A 19,398-nucleotide genomic window follows, 5' to 3' on the forward strand; every position below is an offset into this window, starting at 1 on the left:
CCCTCAGCGGGCGATCAACCTCCCAAGGAACCGCAGGTAAATTGAGCGAGCTGCACGTTTCTATGACGCCGTGGCCTTGAATTTCGTATAAAAATCCCCATCTGAATGTCAGCTACCAGTCGCAATCGACGGTCACCGTTTCCACCGCTTGGAAACTCTTTCCTTCAGTTTCGCCTCTTAGTCGCGGCCGGGCCAATTCTGGCGCGCTGCACACTCGATCGAAGGAATGACAGATGACGCATTACGGCAAGATCAAGAGCTACGACAGCAGTTCGGGCACCGGCTCGATCACGCCTGAAAAGGGTGGCGATGCGCTCCGCTTCAAGAAGGCGGACCTGCAGCAGGAAGGCCAGATGCCGAAGGTCGATCAGCGGTTCAGCTACGAAACCAGCGAGGTAGACGGCGGCAAGAAGAGCGCCGTGAACCTGCAGCATCAGCAGGGCGACGGCGAGAACCAGAAGGAACAGGCCCGCGCCCAGCAGGGCTGACGCCGACAGCAGGGCCGGGGGGATCCACCACCCCGGCTCTCGCTACGCCCTTCTGCCAAGGATCCTTCTGATGCCGATGAACAAATTTCTCTTCGATCACCAGCTCGCGGCCATGAAGGCAGATCGCTCGGGTTCGCCCGAAGAGCGCAAGGAAGCGGTCGAGTCCTTGGGAGTTAGTGCGCAGCGGATGACCGACTGGCGCAAGACGAACGGCCTATCCGATCTTGGTTGGCCGGCTGACGAACGCTCCTCCTTGAAAAAGGATTATTGATGTGGAAACCGTGAAAGATACAGCAACCCCGATCCAGCCTGGAACCGGCGACTGGGAAAGTGAAGGCGGAGCTCTCAAGCGGAAGTCTGCTCCATCGCTACCGGAAGGGATCATCTCTGTGACGTCGGTCCACTATCGCGTCGGACCATATTCATATTCCAGGCTCGAAGACGCATTGGCTGAGCACCGCCGCAATTCTGTCGAGTGAAGCCCGGTTCACTCCTGCGAGAGTGACCGCTGGGCAATGGCGCCAGTAATGAGAGAACCTACGCAGAAACCGTTGTTCGGGCCGGAATCGCCGAAGCTCGATCCCCCAGAGCGGCCGAACATCAAGCCCTGGCGCTCGGTCGCCAAGGCCATATCCTGGCGGGCCGTCGGCACGATCGACACGCTCATCCTGTCCTATCTTCTGATCACCTATCTGGGGCCGATGTTCGGGGCGCCGGTCGCTCAGGCCGATGCCCTCGAGACGGCGAGCTATATTGCGATCACAGAGATTGCGACGAAGCTAGTCCTTTATTTCCTCCACGAGCGTGCGTGGTCGCTCACCGGCTGGGGCATAGTGTTCCGCAAGGATCGACATCGCGAAACCATGCGTCGAACGACCATCAAGACAGGGCTATGGCGCCTGATCGCATCGCTCGACACCTTCGCTCTGGCGTGGTTCTTCACCGGGAGTATGGCGACCGCCGCTTCCATTGGGGGCCTGGAGATCTTCACCAAGCTGGTGCTGTATTTCTTCCACGAGCGGGTCTGGGCACGCCTGCCGTTCGGACTTGCAGAGCAACGCGCTGAAAGCACTGCAGGGGATTGAGCTGCCGATCGGATTGCTAATTCAATCCTCTCCATGGCTCATTCCCGAAACGATAGCCCATGCCGCGCCGGAGTGTGCTACAAGTGCGCTATCGTTCGCAGGCGACCGGAACCGCCAGCGACGACTCGGCTGAGCCGAAAGACCCGGAATTACGCGCAAGCTGCGCTGTGCCGGTCAACAAAGGAAGGGGGCAATCATGACCCCGCCACCAACCCAACCCTCCGACCCGGTAACCAGTCTTGCCGATGCGATGGTCGTGAACTCGAATACGCCCCTGATCATGCTCGACGAAGATCTCACGGTGATCGCCGCCAGCCTGTCCTTCTGTCGCGCCTTCGGTCTCGACTGCGCGGTGCTGACTGGCAGTTCCATCCTCGAAATGGGCGATGGCGAATGGGACGTTGCGCGCCTGAAATCGCTCTTGCGAGCGACTGGTTCGGGCGGCGCGGATATCGATGACTACGAGATGTTGCTGCCCGCGGCAAAGGACCGCTCGGAACGTTCGCTCAAGCTGTCGGCTCACAGGCTCGAATATCCGGGGGCGCAAAGTATCCGTCTTCTTCTGACGGTAATCGACACGACCGAAGCCAAGACTGCCAAGAGGGAAATGGAGGACTTGATCGCCAATAACGTGATGCTGATGCAAGAACTTCAGCATCGCGTGGCCAACAGCCTTCAGATCATCGCTTCGGTGCTGATGCAATCCGCCCGCCGGGTCAGCAATGACGAGACACGCAGCCACCTCCAGATGGCACAAAACCGCGTTCTCTCGATCGCCACGATCCAGAAACAGCTGTCGCAATCGGGGGCGGACGCTGTCGAACTGCGACCCTATCTCGAACAGCTTTCCGAAAGCATCGGAATTTCGATGATCGCGGATCCCAATGTCCTGACGATCAAGGTCGATGTCGCGAAGGGCAGCGTAAGCTCCGGCAACTCGGTGAGCTTGGGGCTGATTGTCACCGAACTGGTGATCAATTCGCTCAAGCACGCCTACCCTGTCGATCAAGGCGGGACGATACAGGTTCGCTACGTGACCAATGGTCCCGCGTGGACACTGGAAGTCGAGGATGATGGTGTCGGCATGCCGCTTGATGACAAACCTGCGGCCGTTGCGGGCCTAGGAACCAATATCGTCGAAGCGCTGGCACGGCAGTTAAAGGCCAGGGTTTCCATATCGGACGCCGACCCGGGAACTCGCGTAACAATCCAGCACGAAGACGCGGAAAACCCGGAAGTCGAGCCGATGCCGACAGTAGCGGCCCTATAGGCAAGAGTTGGCAGATGCCGCTTCGCGCATGAGTTCCCTCAGCTGAGACAAAAAGTGGCGTGAACTCAAGGTTGGCAGATGATCGGCTAATCGAAGCAGTCTGGTCGATAGCCGACCGGCAGCATTCCGCATTCCGGCCGCCAAATGCAACTAGTCCGAATACGGTCCCGGACTGGACATACACGGGAGCAGTCGAACATGCCCACTTTCCACCCATAATCAGACGTTCCAGGCCGCTTGCCGAACGGGAAAGCGGCCCTTCCGCTTTTGGAAGGGCCGCCTCAAAGTCAGATCTCAGTTCGCTCGGCTAGTTGGAGAGCATCTTCGACATCCACACCGAGATACCGAACGGTGTTCTCGATCTTTGAATGCCCGAGCAGGATCTGAATGGCTCTCAGATTGCCAGTAGCCTTGTAGATCATCGAGGCCTTGGTTCGTCTTAGCGAGTGCGTTCCGAACTCCTCGCGCCGGAGCCCGATGGCTGTAACCCATTCATCAACGAGACGCGCATACTGCCGTGTACTGAGGTGGCCATTGCGATCTATGCGGCTTGGGAAGGCATAGTCGTCAATTGTGCCTCGCCGTCGCTCGAGCCAAGACCACAGGCTGGTTCGAACATCTCCGGTAAGCTCGAACTGCACTGGACGGTGCGTCTTCTGCTGCACGACAGTTGCTCTGCGCCTCATCTCCGAGCCAGCCACCAGGTCGCCAATCTTGATCTTCACCAAGTCACATCCGCGTAATTTGCTGTCGATCGCCAAGTCGAACAGCGCTCGGTCTCTGAACCTACCTTCTCTGTCCAGAAAGAAGCGGACCGCCCAAATCTGCTTCTGTGTCAGCGGTCGCTTGGTGCCGACCTTCTTGCCAGCATTCCATGGAACTCGTTCATCGATAGCCGGATCATATTGAGAGTATCCCATGTCGTTTCTCCTCGGCCGAAATCGGCCATCCGACGAACGAGTGGAGATCAATTGAGCGCGAGTCTCATGTCCGCAGTTGGGCAGAGCCTGAAGGCCGCCCTATGACCGCAATGAGGGCGCGTTGCTGTCCGGCAGCTTTCGCCAAGAGCAGCCTGACGGCCATGGGGCCGATAGCGGACCGTCTGCTGTCAGCCGAATTTCTTAACGAGCTGCCATTGAGCTAGCCCGTTGAGGTCTGCGCTCCGCAATCGGCATCGCCACGTTCGATCGATCGGTCGCCGATATCAATGGCGTTGGGCGCGCGTTCCGACTGAACGGAAAAGACGTAATATCGGCTAGTGGTCCACATGAAGATCGTCTCGAACATTTACGTCGACCAACAATTTTCGGTCATTTGGGGCGATGATGGTGAGGTCGGGAAGGTCCAGGCTGCGGGCTCCTCGATCACCCGTCAGCTCGAGCAGCTCTGCGAAGGCTTTGCGTTCGAAGCCAGCAGGGCATCCGGCATTGCCGTCTTCATATCGAGTGCAAGCAGTGCCTTTGCCTGATGCTATCTGACGCAGGTGCATTGCGCTCATTATCGGCATATCGGCGAGGCCGATAACGACACGATCGTGGCGCATCGCGGCAGCTACACCCGCGGCGATCGATGTTCCCATGCCCTTTGAGGCATTGGCATTTACGACTACTTCCCAACCGGCCGGTACGCGGACAGACGAGACTCTTTCGTGCAGCAAAGACCCGGACGAAGTTCACAGCAAACACTGCACCCACACTCGCTCCTCAACTAGCTGGGTCGGCATCAGCGATGATTTAGTTGTTCGCCTTCACTCGTGATCTCCTGGGATGTGCACAGAATGGAGACCACTTGACCTGTCTGCGCGCAAAGAGGGCGCAGGTTCACGGCCCATAGGCCCCGAGAGCCTTTTGCGGTCGGGCACTCGGCCTCGAAATTCACCTCACCTCCCTGAACCGCATCGTAGAAGTGCTCTTTGACGAGGGTGCGCAAAGCACTTGGCCATAGGTCCCACCAGAATTTGCCAATGACCCAACCCATTTGGTCAATCTCCATTACGTTCAGGCCGTTGCAGTTCATGAATTCCAGATGGCCATCCACGCTGAGGATTTTTATGCAGTCCTTGGATTGAGCAAGCATTGCAATCGCCAGTTCGCTTCCGCTTAGCCCGACGGCCTCGACGGTCGGGATTGCTCTGGAATCGATGGAGACGTGGGACATCGCGGTCATAAGTTGGTACCTGGAATTTGGCGAGTTCGTAAAAGCTGTCAGTGCTTCCGCTTCTGTAAGGTGGAAATAACTTAGTGGTGTGAACATGGCGCGACGAGATTCTACGCAGTTTGCCGAGGGTGCGATGATGCAATTGGCCATGTCTCTTGGGAATGTGAGAGGTGTATAACTCGCATGGTGAGTGGGCTTCGATCCCATGCATCGATTGAACCAAACCCTTGGCCGAGAGGCGGCTTGAGTGTGTCTCTGCAGCAGTGGCCAGGATCAGGCATGCATTTCAAAATTTTAGAAATGCAGGAAAGGATATGGAAATAAGATGTGCGCCAAGATAACCTTTCCTACAGGGCGATCAAAGAAGGTATGATGGCAAAGCCGGGTTCAAGCTCTGAAGCGCGAAAATCGATCTACTTGATCGACGACGATCCGGTGTTTCGAAGGTGGCTTCATGGTGAGCTCACCGATTTCGAATTGACTGTCTGGCCTTTTGGCTCTGCGGCTGACTTCCTCGAATACGCTCCCACTGCGGCTCCAGCACCGATTATTATCGATCTTCGCATGCCCGAAATGGATGGGCTGGAGCTTCTCCAAGAGCTCCGTAACCGAGGAATTGGCTGGCCGGTTCTTATGTCGACCGCGCATGCCGATATCCGAGCTGCGGTTTCAGCTATGCAATTGGGGGCTGTCGATTTTCTCGAAAAGCCCTTCGCGACTAAAGCACTGCTGGATCTCGTCGAAGTGGCGTTCGATTCCATGGGCGATCAAGCCTCGGCGTTAGAGAAAGAACTAATCGCCTTTAGAAACCTGTCTCGTCTCACCGATCGAGAGCGAGAAGTTGCCATCCACCTTAGTCATGGCCTTTCGAACAAGGAGGTGGCGCGCCAATTCGAGATCAGCCCGAGGACAGTCGAGGCTCACAGAAGTTCGATATTTTCCAAGCTCGAAATCAAGAGCATAGCGGAGCTCGTACGAATGCTTTTCGCGGCAAATGTAGTGAAGCCCTAGATGTGGCGTGTCGCTAGAGATGTCGATTTCGATTGCCACAGAATTTGCGCGAGGAGCTGGCTAGAGGAACGTTTTCGGTACCTGAGATCTCTATTTAGCTATAGGCATTCCGCAAATCTTTCTTCTAAGGCGGGCTGGGCATGAGTTTTTTGCGTCGACGGGAGATCGCCGCCATTCTGGCAGTGACTGCCTTGTTCGGCGGCCTTGCCTATCTCGGCATCTCAGTCAGTCGCGAGAATGGGCGAGTGGCAATGCTGTGGATGCCCAACGCGATTGCTGCCGCCTGGCTGCTTCGCGCGCGGTGGGCTTCGAGCGGCCCCCTCATTGCTTCCTGTGCTCTGATGAATATCGCCGTGAACCGGTATGTGGGAGATTCTTGGCTAACAGCGATTGGCCTCTCGGGCGCCAATGCCTTGGAAATTGCCTTGGTTGTCTGGATCATTCGAAAGCAAGTCCAGCGTCGGCTGGATATGAGCGAAATCTCCGATCAGGTTTGGCTTCTCGGGGCCTCGCTGATCGCATGTTTCGGGTCCGCAACTGTGGCAAGTTTCGTTCTGGCAGGAGGTGAAGGGGCTTTTGCGATTAGAGATTGGACGAAATGGGCACTAGCGGATGGTCTTAGTCTTCTTGTGCTGCTTCCTGTTCTATTGGTCGGGGTCGATATTTGGGGGGCTCGAAAGAGTTTTACGCGGAAATTTGTGACGGAATGGCTTGTCATGATCGTCGTGGTAGCCACCGGCAGCACTATCGTGTTCTCGCAAACCTCTTATCCGTTCCTCTTTCTCGTTACGTCACTGATCATATATTCTGCGTTCAGAACAGGTCTCGCAGGAACAGCTGCAGCGCTCTTGGTTGTTACGATGGTCGCGTCGATCGCTTCCGCCGCTGGAAGAGGCCCGATCTCGCTGGTTCGCGGTGGAATCGAGGCGCAGTTTTTTGCCTTTCAGGTATTCCTGGCCGCAAATCTGGTCATGGGCCTTCCGGTCGCTGCTATGCTGGCCGGAAGGGCGCGGGACAGGCTCGAGTTAAAGAAAAGCCGCGATGCCAGCCAGCATATCCTAGACAACATTCGCGACGTCATCTTCAGCACAGATAAAGGGGGGAGGTGGAGCTCGCTAAACCCAGCGTGGGAGACGATCACTGGGTACTGCTCGGAGCAGAGCCTCGGGACCTCAGTGATGGAGTTGCTTCACCCCGACGAGATCGAGGAGACACAGGCGCTTTTTCAGAGGATCGAAACCGGTGCGGTCGAAGAATCGACCTTTGTGCGACGGTTTCGAAATAGCGAGGGCCAGTGGCGCTATGTTGAAGTCCAAATACGCCGGCTTGCTGACAAGGATGGCTCTTTTGCCGGAACCATCGGCAACATCAGCGATGTTACTGAAAATATCGTGCAAAAGCAGGACCTGGCCGAAAGCGAAGAGCGTTTCCGAAAACTCGCCGAAGCCGCGCCGGTCGGCATCTTTCGCGCCGATTCAAAGGGACAACTCACCTACATCAACCCCAACTGGGCCGAAAAACTCGGCAAGTCGGTCGAGGAGATGTTGGGCCAAGGGTGGCTCGAAACCGTGGCGGATCGCGAACCCTACCGCGAGGCGCCACCCTTTCACAACTTTCAACCCGGTGAGATTCGTCGGCGGACCATCCGCTTCCGTGCCGCAGATGGATCGGATCTATGGATGGAAACCTTTAATTCAGGCGAGTTCGATCTCCATGGTAATCTGAAGGCCTATTTCGGCGCCGCGGTTGACGTAACTGAACAAGTCAACGCGGTGAGGCAGCTCGAAGAAAGCGAGCGGCGCTTCCAAACATTGGCCGATCTGGCTCCAGCAGGAATTTTCCGCACTGATGCTGACGGGCTCTGTACATACGTCAACCCGGCCTGGGCACGTCAGACGGGAATGTCCGATGGCCAATGGCTTGGCGATGGTTGGGTGACCGCCATGCATCCAGGAGATCGTGACTGGGTGGCGCAAGCTTGGCGCAAGGCAGTCGAAGCGCAGGAGGCTTTTCGTGAAGAGTTTCGATGGCTGCGACCAGACGGAACTGTCGTCTGGGTGGATACGATAGGCCGCCCTGAAATCGATGACACAGGGACGATTCTTGGCTTCATAGGAGTAAACCTGGATGTATCCGACCGGCGGGCGGCGTTGGAGAAGCTGGCAGAGCGAGACGAGCAGCTGTCTCTCATTACGGACAACGTCAAGGATGCCGTCGTAAGGCTTACGCCCTCCGGCGACTGCCTTTATGCCTCGCCCTCATCTCAGGACATCTTCGAACTCGATCCTCGCGCGATGGTCGGCGTCAACCTGATCACCGGATTTCATCCCGATGATGATCAAGAGGTACGACAGGTGTTCGCAGACCTGGCCAGTGGCCATCGGGATCGAGCGCTTATCGCCTTTCGCTCTGCAGCTCCCAATGACCCAGAGAGATATCGCTGGATGGAGGCCAATTGTGCAGTAGTTCACGATGCGGCCAGCGGCGAGCCCAAGGAAATAATTGCTTCGATCAGAAACGTATCACAAGCGAAAGCCCTTGAGGAGGACCTCCGCAACGCTCGAAGGCGCGCGGAAGATGCTGCTGTGGCGAAATCGGCATTTCTCGCCAACATGAGCCATGAAATTCGTACGCCGATGAACGGGGTGATCGGTTTCACGGAATTGCTCGAGAGAAGCGAGCTCGACTCGACGCAGCACCAATACGTTCAGATGATCGCAGATTCTGGCAGGGGGATGATGCGTCTCCTCAATGACATTCTGGATATCTCAAAGATCGAAGCTGGGTTGATGCAGATTTCACTCGAACCTCTCGACCTTCATCACAAAGTGAAGGACGTAGTGCGCCTCATGGAGCCAATCGCGCGAAAGAATTCGGTCGAGGTCCAACTGGAGATAGCCGAAGATGTCCCTCGATGGGTTCTGGGCGACGCCGTGCGCATCCGTCAGGCCCTGCTCAATCTTGTCGGCAACGCCGTAAAATTCACGGAGCGGGGATCGATCGACATCAGCGTGAGCGTCGTAGATGATGGCCGTTCGCTTGCCATCAACGTAGTCGATACAGGGGTCGGCATTGCAGAAGAAAACCTGAAATCGATCTTCGACCAATTCACCCAGGCAGACAGTTCGGTGGCTCGACGGTTCGGTGGATCGGGCCTGGGCCTCGCGATAACCAAGCAGCTGGTTGAACTGATGGGTGGCCATATCGCGGCCGAAAGCGAAGTCGGCCGCGGCTCGACCTTCAGCGTACTTTTGCCTTTGGTGGTTGCTGACGAGCTTGTCCCGGCGGAGAGCGTTTCAAGCGCAGACGTCAAACCGCCCGCCGCTCACTCCCAATCCGTCCGTCTGTTGATTGCCGAGGACAACGATATCAACCAGACCCTCATACGCGCCATGGCGAAAGAAGCGGGGTTCGAGCCAACCATCGTAACGGATGGTCAAGCGGCCATCGTGGAAATCGAGCAATCAGCGAAAGAAGGGAACCCCTACTCTCTGGTCTTTATGGACTTGCAGATGCCTGGCATGGACGGACTCTCGGCAGCACGCAAGCTGCGCGAAATGGGTTACGGCCCCGAAGATTTGCCCATCGTGGCACTGACTGGCAACGCGTTTGCCGAGGATATAGCCGCCTGCCGCGCCGCCGGAATGCAGATGCACATAGCCAAACCGATACGCACCCGTGATCTTATCGATGCGGTGGAGCTATTTGGCAGGGGCTCCCTGAATGCCGCGGACGAGCCTGTAACGGAAAGTCAGGATCCGGAGCTGCTCGAGCGATATCGGCAAAAGAAAAACGAGCTTGCGAAAATCGCCCATTCGACGACCGAAGGCAACTGTGCGTCACAGATTGAGACGATCCTCAACGAACTCCATCAGATTGCGGGAATCGCCGCGGTATTCGGAGAAGAGACGACCGGCAAATCGGCTTCCAAACTGGAGCGCGAGCTGAGACAAACGATTGATCCGGCCGCCCGCATGTCGCTCGTCAGTCAAATTCCGGAGATTCTTGCGGAGAATTGAGGCTCCTTGGGAGGCGCGGCTCAAGATCCGAGTGCCACTAGTCCGAATTGAAACCAAGACGAGGAACACTCGACCAAGCAGTTTCCTTGCGCAGAAAACGTTTGATACCGATCAGGCGAAATACGAGGACAGCTTGGCGAAAGCCGAAGTTCTCCAGTACCGCTGCTCCCATGAGGATTGCCAACTGCTTCGCACTCGGCGTTCGCCGAAGCTGCGTTTCCTCGAGAGCAAGTGTGCCAAGGCTCAATGCGGTTCCAAAGAGGAACGTCAGGGAAAGGTATCCCAGAGCAATTTGCGGATTGAGTAGGCCGAGAGCCCAGGCGACCGGAATGACCAGATAGCCGATCAGTTCGGCTGGTGGGCCAATCACGTCCTCCAGAACGATGTGCGGGAGCGCTGCCACACCTATCCTGCCGAACCGCGGATTTCCAAGCATCCGGCGGTGCGAGACGAGTGTCTCCAGTGCGCCTTGCTGCCAGCGTGCGCGTTGATTCTTCAGGCCTGCCAAGGTGACTGGAGCTTCGGTCCAGCAAACGATTTCTGGTATGAACTCGATGCGGTAGTTTCGCTCTTGCTCACGCATGTGTCGATGAATGCGGACCACTAGCTCGAGATCTTCGCCGACCGTGTCATGGCGGTACCCACCGATCTCCACCACGGTTCGTCGATCGAAAACGCCGAAAGCACCGGAGATCAGGAGGAGTGCGTTGACGTGAGCGTTGGCGACGCGCGCCGTGAGAAAGGCGCGCAGGTATTCGACGATTTGAAAGCGAGCTAGCCAGTTGGTCGAGATGCCGATCTCCTGGAGCGATCCTCCCCGCACTTTGCAGCCATTGACGATGCGAATGGCCCCTCCGACCGCTACCAGTGAACCGTCGTCCATCATGAAAGGCTCGGTTGCGCGTAGGAGACCATCGCTTTCGATGATGGAATCGGCATCGATGACGCAAATGAGGGGAGTCAGCGCAAAGCCAATTCCGGCGTTTGCTGCGTCGGCCTTGCGGCCATTTTCCTTATCTACGACTGTAAGATTGGGAAAGCGGTCAGAGGCATATACGCCCAGAATTGCGCGTGTCTGAAGGGCGGCAACCTGACGCCTTTCCACTTTTTCAAGGTTGAAGCCCTCAATCAAGCGGCTCAGAGTGCTATCGCTCGATCCATCGTTCACCACGATGACCTCATGCTCGGGATATTCCAAGGCCAGCAGCGAACGGACATTCGCGACAATCGAGAGCTCTTCGTTATAGGCCGGCGCAATGATAGTTAGCGGGGGCACACAGTCTGCCTGGCGCGTCCAAAGCGTCTGTGCGGCACGAGTAGGGCGAAGGCGTGATCGGAACACGCGAACTGCGCCCAACAACTGCACCAGTGACACCATGTTGCGCGCAACAATGATAAGGAAGCTAGCCCAAGCCAGCCCAAGCACCAGGTAGGCTCCGAAGGCTTGCCAATTTGCCATCTTACAGGGTCGATCGGCAGATTTGGGCGGCCGTATGGGGCCAGAACCGTTGCGCGATCGCGGCGACCAAAGGAGCGGGATCGGAGATCATTTTCGCCAAGAGTGTTACTTCGGGCTCCAGGCCAAGTGTATGCAACGCACGTGCAGCTTCGAGCCGAACTCCTTCGTCCAGGTCCTCGGCCATGCGAGACAACCACGCAAGGGCGAGCGGATGCTGAAATCGAGCAAGACACTTTGCAGCGGCCCGTCGAACCTCAACTGCATCATCTCGCATCCAACGCTCGAAGTATTTCGTGACTTCGTTTGATGAAGATGACCCCAGAGCTTCAACCAAGGCAGCGCGCAATGCAATCGAGCCAGTCCGGTTGGCTTCCGTCGCGATTGCCTTTCCATTACGTACGGCCAACATTCTCAGGACTACCTCGTCACTCAAGGTGATCGGCCTTTCCGCAAGCTTGAGCAACGATATGGTATCCCGCGCAGAAGGCAGTTGGTCGAGCCTGGCCAATGCGGAACTCGCAGCCATTCGCACCGGCAGTTCGGAATCATTTGCCATGACTTTTTCGAACTCGGCTACGACACGTGTTACATTGAACGTCTCCAGCGCCCTGATCGCTTCGAGACGTTTTGTGGCCTTTCGTGAATTGAGATCAGCCAACGGCTTATCAAGCAGTCCTTTTTCTTCGACCAGCTCGAGGAGCCTGTCGCGCCCGCTACCGCGGAGCAACTCGAGCACTCGCGCAATGACCGACAACACCAGTCGCTCTTGCCCGGCGTAGGAGGACAACTCCGGCTGGCTCGTCTCATCCATGAGCTGTTGAACCAGCGCCCGTTCGCGTTTGCCACGCTGCAGGTTTCGCGCTTCGTCGAGCCTTCGTCGGATCACCAAGTACGTCATGAAGGCAATCATGATCAACGCAGATGCCGCCGAAACGAGAAACAGAAAGTCTGCCATGGGGCCTAGCGCCCGAACCGCCAAGAAAGGCCGAGGGCTATTCCTCTCCGAGTGTAGCTTGCTTTGCGCCGCTCGATATCACCAGTCACGCTCAGGGAAATGCGGTCGCTGACCGGGATCCGGAAGGAAGCAAACGCGCCACGCACCTGTCGAGTTATGCCCGCTTCTGTATCGGGATACGTAGCTAGACCCGCGGCAATGCCATAGTCACGTGGCAGCTGAGCATCGAGCCTTCCCGAAACACCCGCCTGTAGTTTGCTCTCAGGCGATGCAAGCAAAGTGCCCTTTAAGGTCAGGCTCACGCGCTCGGTCCCAAGCGGAATTCGGACTGCCGGGCTCACCACATCGATCGATGAATCTGCGTATTGAGCGTGACGGTAATCTCCGATCAGTGTGGTGTCCCCAAGCGGCAGCTCAAAGCCGCCCGCAATAGCCCATTGCTCACGAAAATCGGCGTTCGGAGTTCCGCTTGCAGATAAATAGACAAATCCTCCATCGATTTGCCGCTCGAAACGCGTTTGGATGCGGGTGTCCGTCGCAAAGCCCCGATCTTCGAAATCCAACGTCGCGACGATGGTATGGCGCGGGTCAAGTGCGACCAAACTCCCTAGCGACACTCCCTTCCAGGTTTGGTCACTGGTAGGGGTAGTTACGTTGGACCAGCTTGTGGTGAGGTAAGCTGCGGCGCGGCGCTGAGAACTCCTTCTGAGCGCATTGTTCAAATCCGCAAGTTCCGGATACTGGGGCTCCAAACTGCTTACGAAGTCGGCTTCATGGCGAGCCTCCTCCAGTCGCCCTTGCCAGAGCAAGATACGGGCTCTCGCCAAGCGAATGTCCAGATCGTCCGGAGCAATCCGAAGCGCGCAATCGATCAAATGGAGAGCATCGTCGTAGTTTCCCGCGGAGGAGGACTGCCGAGCCAGAAGTCTCAACTCGGTAGCGTCTCGCCCTTCCTCGCACGGGGTTTCTGCCAAGGCGGTCGCGGGCAGGGCGAACAGGGCGGCGGCGACGCCCGCGACGAAAAGATCAGATTCCGCGCGAGGCATTGCGAAGCATCATGTCTAGTCGGAGCAGCAACTCCTGCGGCATAAATGGTTTAGGTAGATACTCATTGGCGCCTGATTTCAGAAAGGCGACGACGTCATCCTCTCCCTTGCGTGCTGTGAGCATCATGATCGGCAAGCTAGTAAGCTCTGGATTCGACCGGATTTTCTGAAGCACCTCTTGCCCACCCAAAACGGGCATCATTGCGTCCAATATCACTGCGTCGGGAGAGGTTTCATCGAGCATATCAAGGGCAGCCTGCCCATCTTTTGCAACCACCACAGTATGCCCCGCTGATTCAAGGCGAACGCGAACCAAGTCCAGAAGGATATCGTCATCATCTGCGATCAAGATTTTAGGCATGCCGACCTCTCGCGCAACGCAGCAATATATCTGTGTAGTAATCCGCTTGCGATAATGTTCTTATTGCGGCTTCTGCCAATGTAAGTACCTCAAATTCAATATTTCTATCCAACCCAAGTGGTTAAATTACATTTAATTGACAGCCACTCATGATGTCAGGATTGCCGCTGTGGACATGGCGCTGTGGCTGTCGTCCGACGCTCGTTTACGACCAGGACGCGATCAGCCTTCGCTCTAGGCGATTACCTGACGTGCGAATAGGCTGAATGTCACACTCTGCCCTTCGCTTGGAACCGTGCATCTTGCCCAACTTTACTCGATCGTATGGGTTGCAGAAACCTCCAATACCGCAGAAAATCCTGAAAGCGACAGAACGGGAGTTGTCGATCGATCCGACGATGCAGTGTGCGCTTGCGGCTTGGCAACCGACCAGGCGTTCTTGTGCCGAAGAGCCTCGCGACTTGATTTGTCTAGTCCTGCAAATTCCACGGATCTCGCACGGTTCCCAGTTTGCCACTCCCGTGTGCCGGAGTTCGTCAGTTCATGCCGACAACATTTGCCTGCACCATGCTACGCCTAGCTATGCGGAGGCTTCGTTGAATTGGTTGTATGGTGCAGCGGCTGAGGGATGCCGCTTTAGGTGCCTGGTCCCCGCCGCGTAAGGCCGTCTTGTACACGTATCCGGCCGTGCAGCGTTATACCCATCTGCAGTCAACGCTGCCCCCTTGGCTTGATTCAGGAGGGTTAGCGCATCTTTGTCGTTCAGTGGCTGGCTTAGGTAGTGACCCTGTCCGAAATGGGCGCCCAATTCGACAGCGACCTTCTCGTCGTCTTCTGATGCAATATATTCGGCTACGCTCTCAAGGTTCATGGCCTCTATCATTCTGAGCACTCCGTTGAGGACATCGCGGCCTTGGGGGTCGCGAGCTCCGCGAATGAGTGAGCCGTCAATCTTGATCTTGTCGAACCTTATCTCGCGCAGATAGACCAATGAGGCGAATCCGGCACCAAAGTCATCCAAAGCGATCCCGCAGCCAGCGTCGCGTAAGATGTCTATGTTCGAACGAGCCACCGTGAAATTCACGAGCATTGCGGTTTCGGTAATCTCAAACTGCAGTCGATGAGTAGGCAACTGCGCCTCCTCAATTACCCTGACTATGTCGCGCGCAGCACCTTCACAACAAATGTGCGCCGCACTTAGATTGAAAGATAGGAGGAAGGGGTGAGAACTGCTTGATGCAAACTCGAGCGCCTGACCTAAAAGACTGAGGGTAATATCGCCGATCTGGCCCAGCCGCTCCGCGGCCGGGATAAATAGCGCTGGTGATACCTCGCCAAGGTCAGGATGTTGCCATCTAGCCAACGCTTCAAGAGATTCTATCTCTCCGCTGCGGAGGTTGATGATCGGTTGGTATACGAGCGATAACTCACCCCTTAGATCAAGTTTTGCGAGCTCACTTTCCACTAGATGAAGTCGCTCACTTTCCAGGCGAACCGCTTGGTCGAACATCTGCGTGACCAGAAGCTGTTCTCTCTTTGCGACCTGCAGCGCTGTACCAGCGTCCCGTAGCGCACCGCCCAAGTCGCTATCTCCACCACAAAGAGCCTGTGCACCAGCACTTGCCGTGATGCTTACCGTCGAATTGCCCATGTTGACGGGCTCCCGCAGTATGCCGAGTGCGTTGTCAAAAACCCTTACAACCTCACCAGCCCCGCCTGCATCGAGGGTACCGGCGATAAAGATGCCGAATTCATCCCCCCCGAGACGCCCAATGATGGCGTCGTCCGGCATGGCGGTGGACAGACGGGCAGCGACACACTGCAGGACGTGATCCCCGGCTTCTTGCCCATAGATATGATTGATCGGTTTGAACCTGTCTAAGTCTACGACCGCGAGTAGACCTGATTGACCTGCCTCAATCCTTGCCTGGACATCGGATAGGAAGGCTGACCTTGTCCTAACACCTGTAAGGCAATCAGTATCAGCCTGCTGTTGCGCGTATCTACGTGCGTCCGTGAGCTCCAAATTCGCGAGCTCCATTCGCGTCAGTGCCGAGTCTGCTTCACGTCGGGCCGCGAATAGTCTCAATTGAGTCCGATGGCCGAGTTCTGCAAGGTAGAAGCAGATCGCTGCCACCAACGCTACAGCAAGAGAGACCGGCCATTGAGCTATACCGTGGAGGTAGAGTAGCCCCATGACTTGCGGAGCAACAAAGCAAGTGAAGATGACGCGTGACGCGAAGATGATACCCGTCAACGCTGCGCATTGCACAATTGCGGAGAGCAAGCCCAAGAAGGCGAAATTCGGCCAAGGCGGGGTGGCATCCGGGAGCTCATCAAGGCCCAGCGCTAGACTTAGATAGAAGACCGATTGAATGAGCGACAGTATCACTACCATTGCACCGGTGATGCGCGCCGCCCTGGGGCTGACGTCTTCAGCCTTGTCGCTAGCGATGGGGAAGGTCCAATGACGGAAGCGCAACACAGCTGCCGACAGCAATGCGGCAGCTGTAAATTTGGTCAAATCCTTGTCCCAGTGGAACCAAGCTGCTGCAGCAAAGGGGGCGAGGATCGTCAAATAATAGAGATGGATAACACCACGCACGGACCTGACACGTTCCCGCCCGAAATCGGCGACGACCTGGTCGGACGATCCAAATCCGATAATCCGATCAACACGCTCAAGCAAATGCACACTGCCGCTCCCATCTCAACGAGATTAGAGCCGCGATTGTCGCGAATTCCTATTCGGTAAACTACGGCACCCATATTTTCATCCCTTAAGGATTTGGAATGAAAAATTAAGGCTCCTTAAATTTCAATATGCCTTAGGTTATAGCAACAAGAGCGTCCGTGAATCCAAAATGTATAAAAACGACACGCTCCATTACTTTGGCCGTAAACGCACCTCGTAGATTCCGAAGGCGAAAGTTTAGAAGGTAACGTCTGCGGTAGAGTAGGCATACGTCGATGAAGCCACGGACGCATCAGTTGATAGAGGGATTGCCGACCGATGACCGGGAGGCCATCGAACTCGCCCTGCTGGAGGCTCACTATGAAGGCCTGCCTCGATCAGCGATCGGCAACTTCTTTGTAGCGGTAATCTCAACCTTCCCGCTGATCGGGAGACTCCCGACAACGCCTGTTTTGCTCTTATTCCTATTGATACTGGGGTCTGCGCTAGGATTATTATGGTTCTGGTTCAAGTATAGGAGGAACAGGAGAGCAAGCATCGCGCATCTCACTGCTTCAGCAACGCTAGCATCAGCATTGATAAGCCTTAGCTGGGCGGTCGTTGTTCAGTACTATTTCTCTCATGGTAATGACGTGGTTCGGGGGCTGGTCAGTATGATGGCGGCTGGTCTCATGGCGGCATCGGTTATTGCTTGTTACACCGTGCCACGGACTGGCATAGTCTTCATCTCCATTCTTGGGGGGTCTATTGTAGTCGCTCAGGCGAGGGTTAACACAATAGAATATTGGATTTCATTCGCACTCTCATGCGTTTTTATTGCAATACTGATTAGCAGTCTTTTGGAGACTTACAAAATTGAGTTTCGTAAATTGGAAAAGGAGAAAGAGCTTAGAAAGTCAGCCGATACCGTTCGGCTTCTCTTGAATGACTATGAGGAGCAATCCAGCGATTGGCTCTGGAGGACAGATAGTTGCGGAAGGATCCTAACACCTTCTCGGCGTTTCAGGGAGTCTTCCGCTGGCCGAATTCGCGCAGGCATGCCCCTCGCTTCTCTATTTGACGAACGCCCCGAGACAGATCAGCTGCGCAACGCTCTCACTGAAGGCCGGCCAATCCGCAACTTGATTGTTCAGTTTCATCACGAGAATTCGGTTCGCTGGTGGCGTATCTCTGGTCGGGCCCTCCACTCAGAAGCGGGCGAGTATTGGGGAATGGAGGGCTTTGCCTCCGATATCACGGAAGCTCGCCAGGCCGAGGCCCGCATCAACTATATGGCGCACCACGACGCCCTGACGGGGCTTCCCAATCGCTTTCTGCTCAATGAGAATTTGGAAGCGATGCTATCAATATCGGAAAGTGCGCCAGCGATCAGCCTGCTTTACCTCGATCTTGACCATTTCAAGGTGATCAACGACACTCTTGGTCACAGCATAGGCGATCGGGTGCTACAAAAAGTCGGTCAACTCCTCCAAGAGCAATTGCATGCGGGGGATTTGGTGGCTCGTTTGGGCGGCGACGAGTTTGCAATCTTGTTGGATCCCGGTAGCCCTTCCGATCGAGTTCAGGCAGTTTCCGAGAAGATAGTCTCGGTTCTGGGCGAGCCCCTGCAAATCGATGAACATCAAATATTTACCGGTACGAGCGTCGGAATTGCTACCGCACCCCAGGACGCGAACACCCCGGAAGAACTGCTTCGAAATGCGGATCTGGCACTTTACAACGCCAAGGCGTCCGGGCGGGGACAGACGGCCCACTTCGCTCCGGAAATGCACCAACGAATGCTCGAGAGGCAGTCGCTTGAGACTGATTTGCGCTTGGCCATCGCAAATGGTGAGCTCGAACTGCATTATCAGCCGTTAATTGAAATCGCGTCAACGAAGATCGTAGGCTACGAGGCCTTGCTAAGATGGAATCATCCTCAGCGAGGCATGATCATGCCGGACCAATTCATCCCAATCGCCGAGGATAATGGGTTTATCATCCAACTGGGCGAATGGGTTCTTCGCAAGGGTTTGGACGAAGCGGCGCATTGGCCCAAACACCTAAAGGTCGCGATCAACGTTTCACCTTTGCAGCTTCGCAACAAAGGGTTTGCGATGGCCACGAAGAACGCGTTGGCGGCCACCGGCCTTGATGCCCAACGACTTGAAGTGGAGGTTACCGAGACAGTCCTGCTCGACGCGAGTCCGGAGGGGCTCGAGATGTTGCACGAGCTTCGCAAGCTGGGCGTTCGCATTGCACTCGATGACTTCGGCACCGGGTTTTCATCCTTGCACTATCTTCGCTCTTTTCCCTTTGATCGAATCAAAATTGATCGAAGCTTCGTGGCGAGGCTCGAAAGCGACCCTGACAGTCAGGCAATCGTACGGGCGGTAGTCAGCCTTGCAGATGCCTTCGGGATGGAAACTACCGCGGAGGGTGTAGAGATGCCCGAACAACTACGCCGGTTGAGTGATGAAGGCGTGACCCAAGTTCAAGGCTTTCTCTACAGCCCGGCGAAATTAGCCGAGCAGTTTGAAAATCTTCGCTAGGCAATCTGAGCCGCGGCCTGAGCGCGGCCTGCAAGCAAGGCCGATAGACTCAGCAGAGCTGACCATATCTGTTGCCTTTGGGGTACCGCCACGCGACGTCTTGGCAAGGAGCTTGATAGAGGGGACGGAGCAGGTTGGGATGTTCCCAGAGTGTAGGGGCACCATAGATTTCGCCACAATTGTACGATGCCTATGTGCTTCGGAACCAAGCAGTTGAACCGCAAGCTTTGGCCACTCATCCGACCGCGGTCGTCGTCTGACTTCGCTGGGGAGGAATATGTCCTCACGTCAACATGATGCGCGTTTGATGACGAATTCCTA

General features: G+C 56.0%; 15 protein-coding genes. 7 read left to right on the forward strand and 8 right to left on the reverse strand.

The window, feature by feature from the left end:
- The first annotated feature begins 233 nt into the window (after nucleotides 1-233).
- The 4 genes from ACN4E0_RS11735 (at nucleotide 234) to ACN4E0_RS11750 (ending at nucleotide 2,843) form a co-directional block, all read left to right on the forward strand.
- Complete coding sequence (locus ACN4E0_RS11735; protein ID WP_419568049.1) at nucleotides 234-488, forward strand: cold-shock protein; 255 nt, start codon at nucleotides 234-236, stop codon at nucleotides 486-488.
- Nucleotides 489-558: 70 nt separating this feature from the next.
- Complete coding sequence (locus ACN4E0_RS11740) at nucleotides 559-759, forward strand: hypothetical protein (protein WP_419568051.1); 201 nt, start codon at nucleotides 559-561, stop codon at nucleotides 757-759.
- Nucleotides 760-1,015: 256 nt separating this feature from the next.
- The gene (locus tag ACN4E0_RS11745) at nucleotides 1,016-1,573 is read left to right on the forward strand and encodes a DUF2061 domain-containing protein (protein ID WP_419568053.1); all 558 of its coding nucleotides are present in this window, start codon (nucleotides 1,016-1,018) and stop codon (nucleotides 1,571-1,573) included.
- Between the two features lie 196 nt (nucleotides 1,574-1,769).
- A complete protein-coding gene (locus ACN4E0_RS11750) occupies nucleotides 1,770-2,843 on the forward strand; it encodes a sensor histidine kinase (protein WP_419568055.1) in 1,074 nt (357 codons plus the stop codon).
- A gap of 287 nt (nucleotides 2,844-3,130) precedes the next feature.
- Here ACN4E0_RS11750 and ACN4E0_RS11755 read toward each other — a convergent pair whose 3' ends face one another.
- The 3 genes from ACN4E0_RS11755 to ACN4E0_RS11765 all read right to left on the reverse strand — a co-directional run bounded on the left by ACN4E0_RS11755 (nucleotide 3,131) and on the right by ACN4E0_RS11765 (nucleotide 5,150).
- Complete coding sequence (locus ACN4E0_RS11755) at nucleotides 3,131-3,763, reverse strand: tyrosine-type recombinase/integrase (RefSeq protein WP_419568056.1); 633 nt, start codon at nucleotides 3,761-3,763, stop codon at nucleotides 3,131-3,133.
- 335 nt (nucleotides 3,764-4,098) lie between these two features.
- The gene (locus tag ACN4E0_RS11760) at nucleotides 4,099-4,500 is read right to left on the reverse strand and encodes an NTP transferase domain-containing protein (RefSeq protein ID WP_419568057.1); all 402 of its coding nucleotides are present in this window, start codon (nucleotides 4,498-4,500) and stop codon (nucleotides 4,099-4,101) included.
- Between the two features lie 65 nt (nucleotides 4,501-4,565).
- Nucleotides 4,566-5,150 (reverse strand): PAS domain-containing protein, encoded by a 585-nt coding sequence (locus tag ACN4E0_RS11765; RefSeq protein ID WP_419568059.1) that lies wholly within the window; start codon nucleotides 5,148-5,150, stop codon nucleotides 4,566-4,568.
- A gap of 177 nt (nucleotides 5,151-5,327) precedes the next feature.
- Here ACN4E0_RS11765 and ACN4E0_RS11770 point away from each other — a divergent pair, with 177 nt between their 5' ends.
- The gene (locus ACN4E0_RS11770) at nucleotides 5,328-6,011 is read left to right on the forward strand and encodes a response regulator transcription factor (protein ID WP_419568061.1); all 684 of its coding nucleotides are present in this window, start codon (nucleotides 5,328-5,330) and stop codon (nucleotides 6,009-6,011) included.
- 140 nt (nucleotides 6,012-6,151) lie between these two features.
- On the forward strand, nucleotides 6,152-10,030 hold the full coding sequence (locus ACN4E0_RS11775) for a PAS domain S-box protein (protein WP_419568063.1): 3,879 nt from the start codon (nucleotides 6,152-6,154) through the stop codon (nucleotides 10,028-10,030).
- 37 nt (nucleotides 10,031-10,067) lie between these two features.
- On the opposite strand, the gene ACN4E0_RS11780 is transcribed toward ACN4E0_RS11775, so the two are convergent.
- From ACN4E0_RS11780 to ACN4E0_RS11800, 5 genes are all read right to left on the reverse strand, one after another.
- A complete protein-coding gene (locus ACN4E0_RS11780; protein WP_419568065.1) occupies nucleotides 10,068-11,489 on the reverse strand; it encodes a glycosyltransferase in 1,422 nt (473 codons plus the stop codon).
- 1 nt (nucleotide 11,490) lies between these two features.
- Nucleotides 11,491-12,444 (reverse strand): HEAT repeat domain-containing protein, encoded by a 954-nt coding sequence (locus ACN4E0_RS11785; RefSeq protein WP_419568067.1) that lies wholly within the window; start codon nucleotides 12,442-12,444, stop codon nucleotides 11,491-11,493.
- Nucleotides 12,445-12,449: 5 nt separating this feature from the next.
- The gene (locus ACN4E0_RS11790) at nucleotides 12,450-13,490 is read right to left on the reverse strand and encodes a YaiO family outer membrane beta-barrel protein (RefSeq protein WP_419568068.1); all 1,041 of its coding nucleotides are present in this window, start codon (nucleotides 13,488-13,490) and stop codon (nucleotides 12,450-12,452) included.
- Nucleotides 13,471-13,851, reverse strand: a complete 381-nt coding sequence (locus ACN4E0_RS11795) for a response regulator transcription factor (protein WP_419568070.1) — start codon at nucleotides 13,849-13,851, stop codon at nucleotides 13,471-13,473. Before ACN4E0_RS11795 ends, ACN4E0_RS11790 begins: the two co-directional genes overlap by 20 nt.
- A gap of 580 nt (nucleotides 13,852-14,431) precedes the next feature.
- Nucleotides 14,432-16,546, reverse strand: coding sequence for a putative bifunctional diguanylate cyclase/phosphodiesterase (locus ACN4E0_RS11800; protein WP_419568072.1), 2,115 nt, complete (start codon nucleotides 16,544-16,546; stop codon nucleotides 14,432-14,434).
- A 275-nt stretch (nucleotides 16,547-16,821) separates the two neighbouring features.
- Between ACN4E0_RS11800 and ACN4E0_RS11805 the strand changes: the two genes are divergently transcribed.
- Nucleotides 16,822-19,077: a putative bifunctional diguanylate cyclase/phosphodiesterase gene (locus ACN4E0_RS11805; RefSeq protein WP_419568073.1), complete on the forward strand. Its 2,256-nt coding sequence runs from the start codon at nucleotides 16,822-16,824 to the stop codon at nucleotides 19,075-19,077.
- Nucleotides 19,078-19,398: the final 321 nt, after the last annotated feature.

Source organism: Qipengyuania sp., from assembly GCF_048550555.1.
Lineage (GTDB): Bacteria > Pseudomonadota > Alphaproteobacteria > Sphingomonadales > Sphingomonadaceae > Qipengyuania.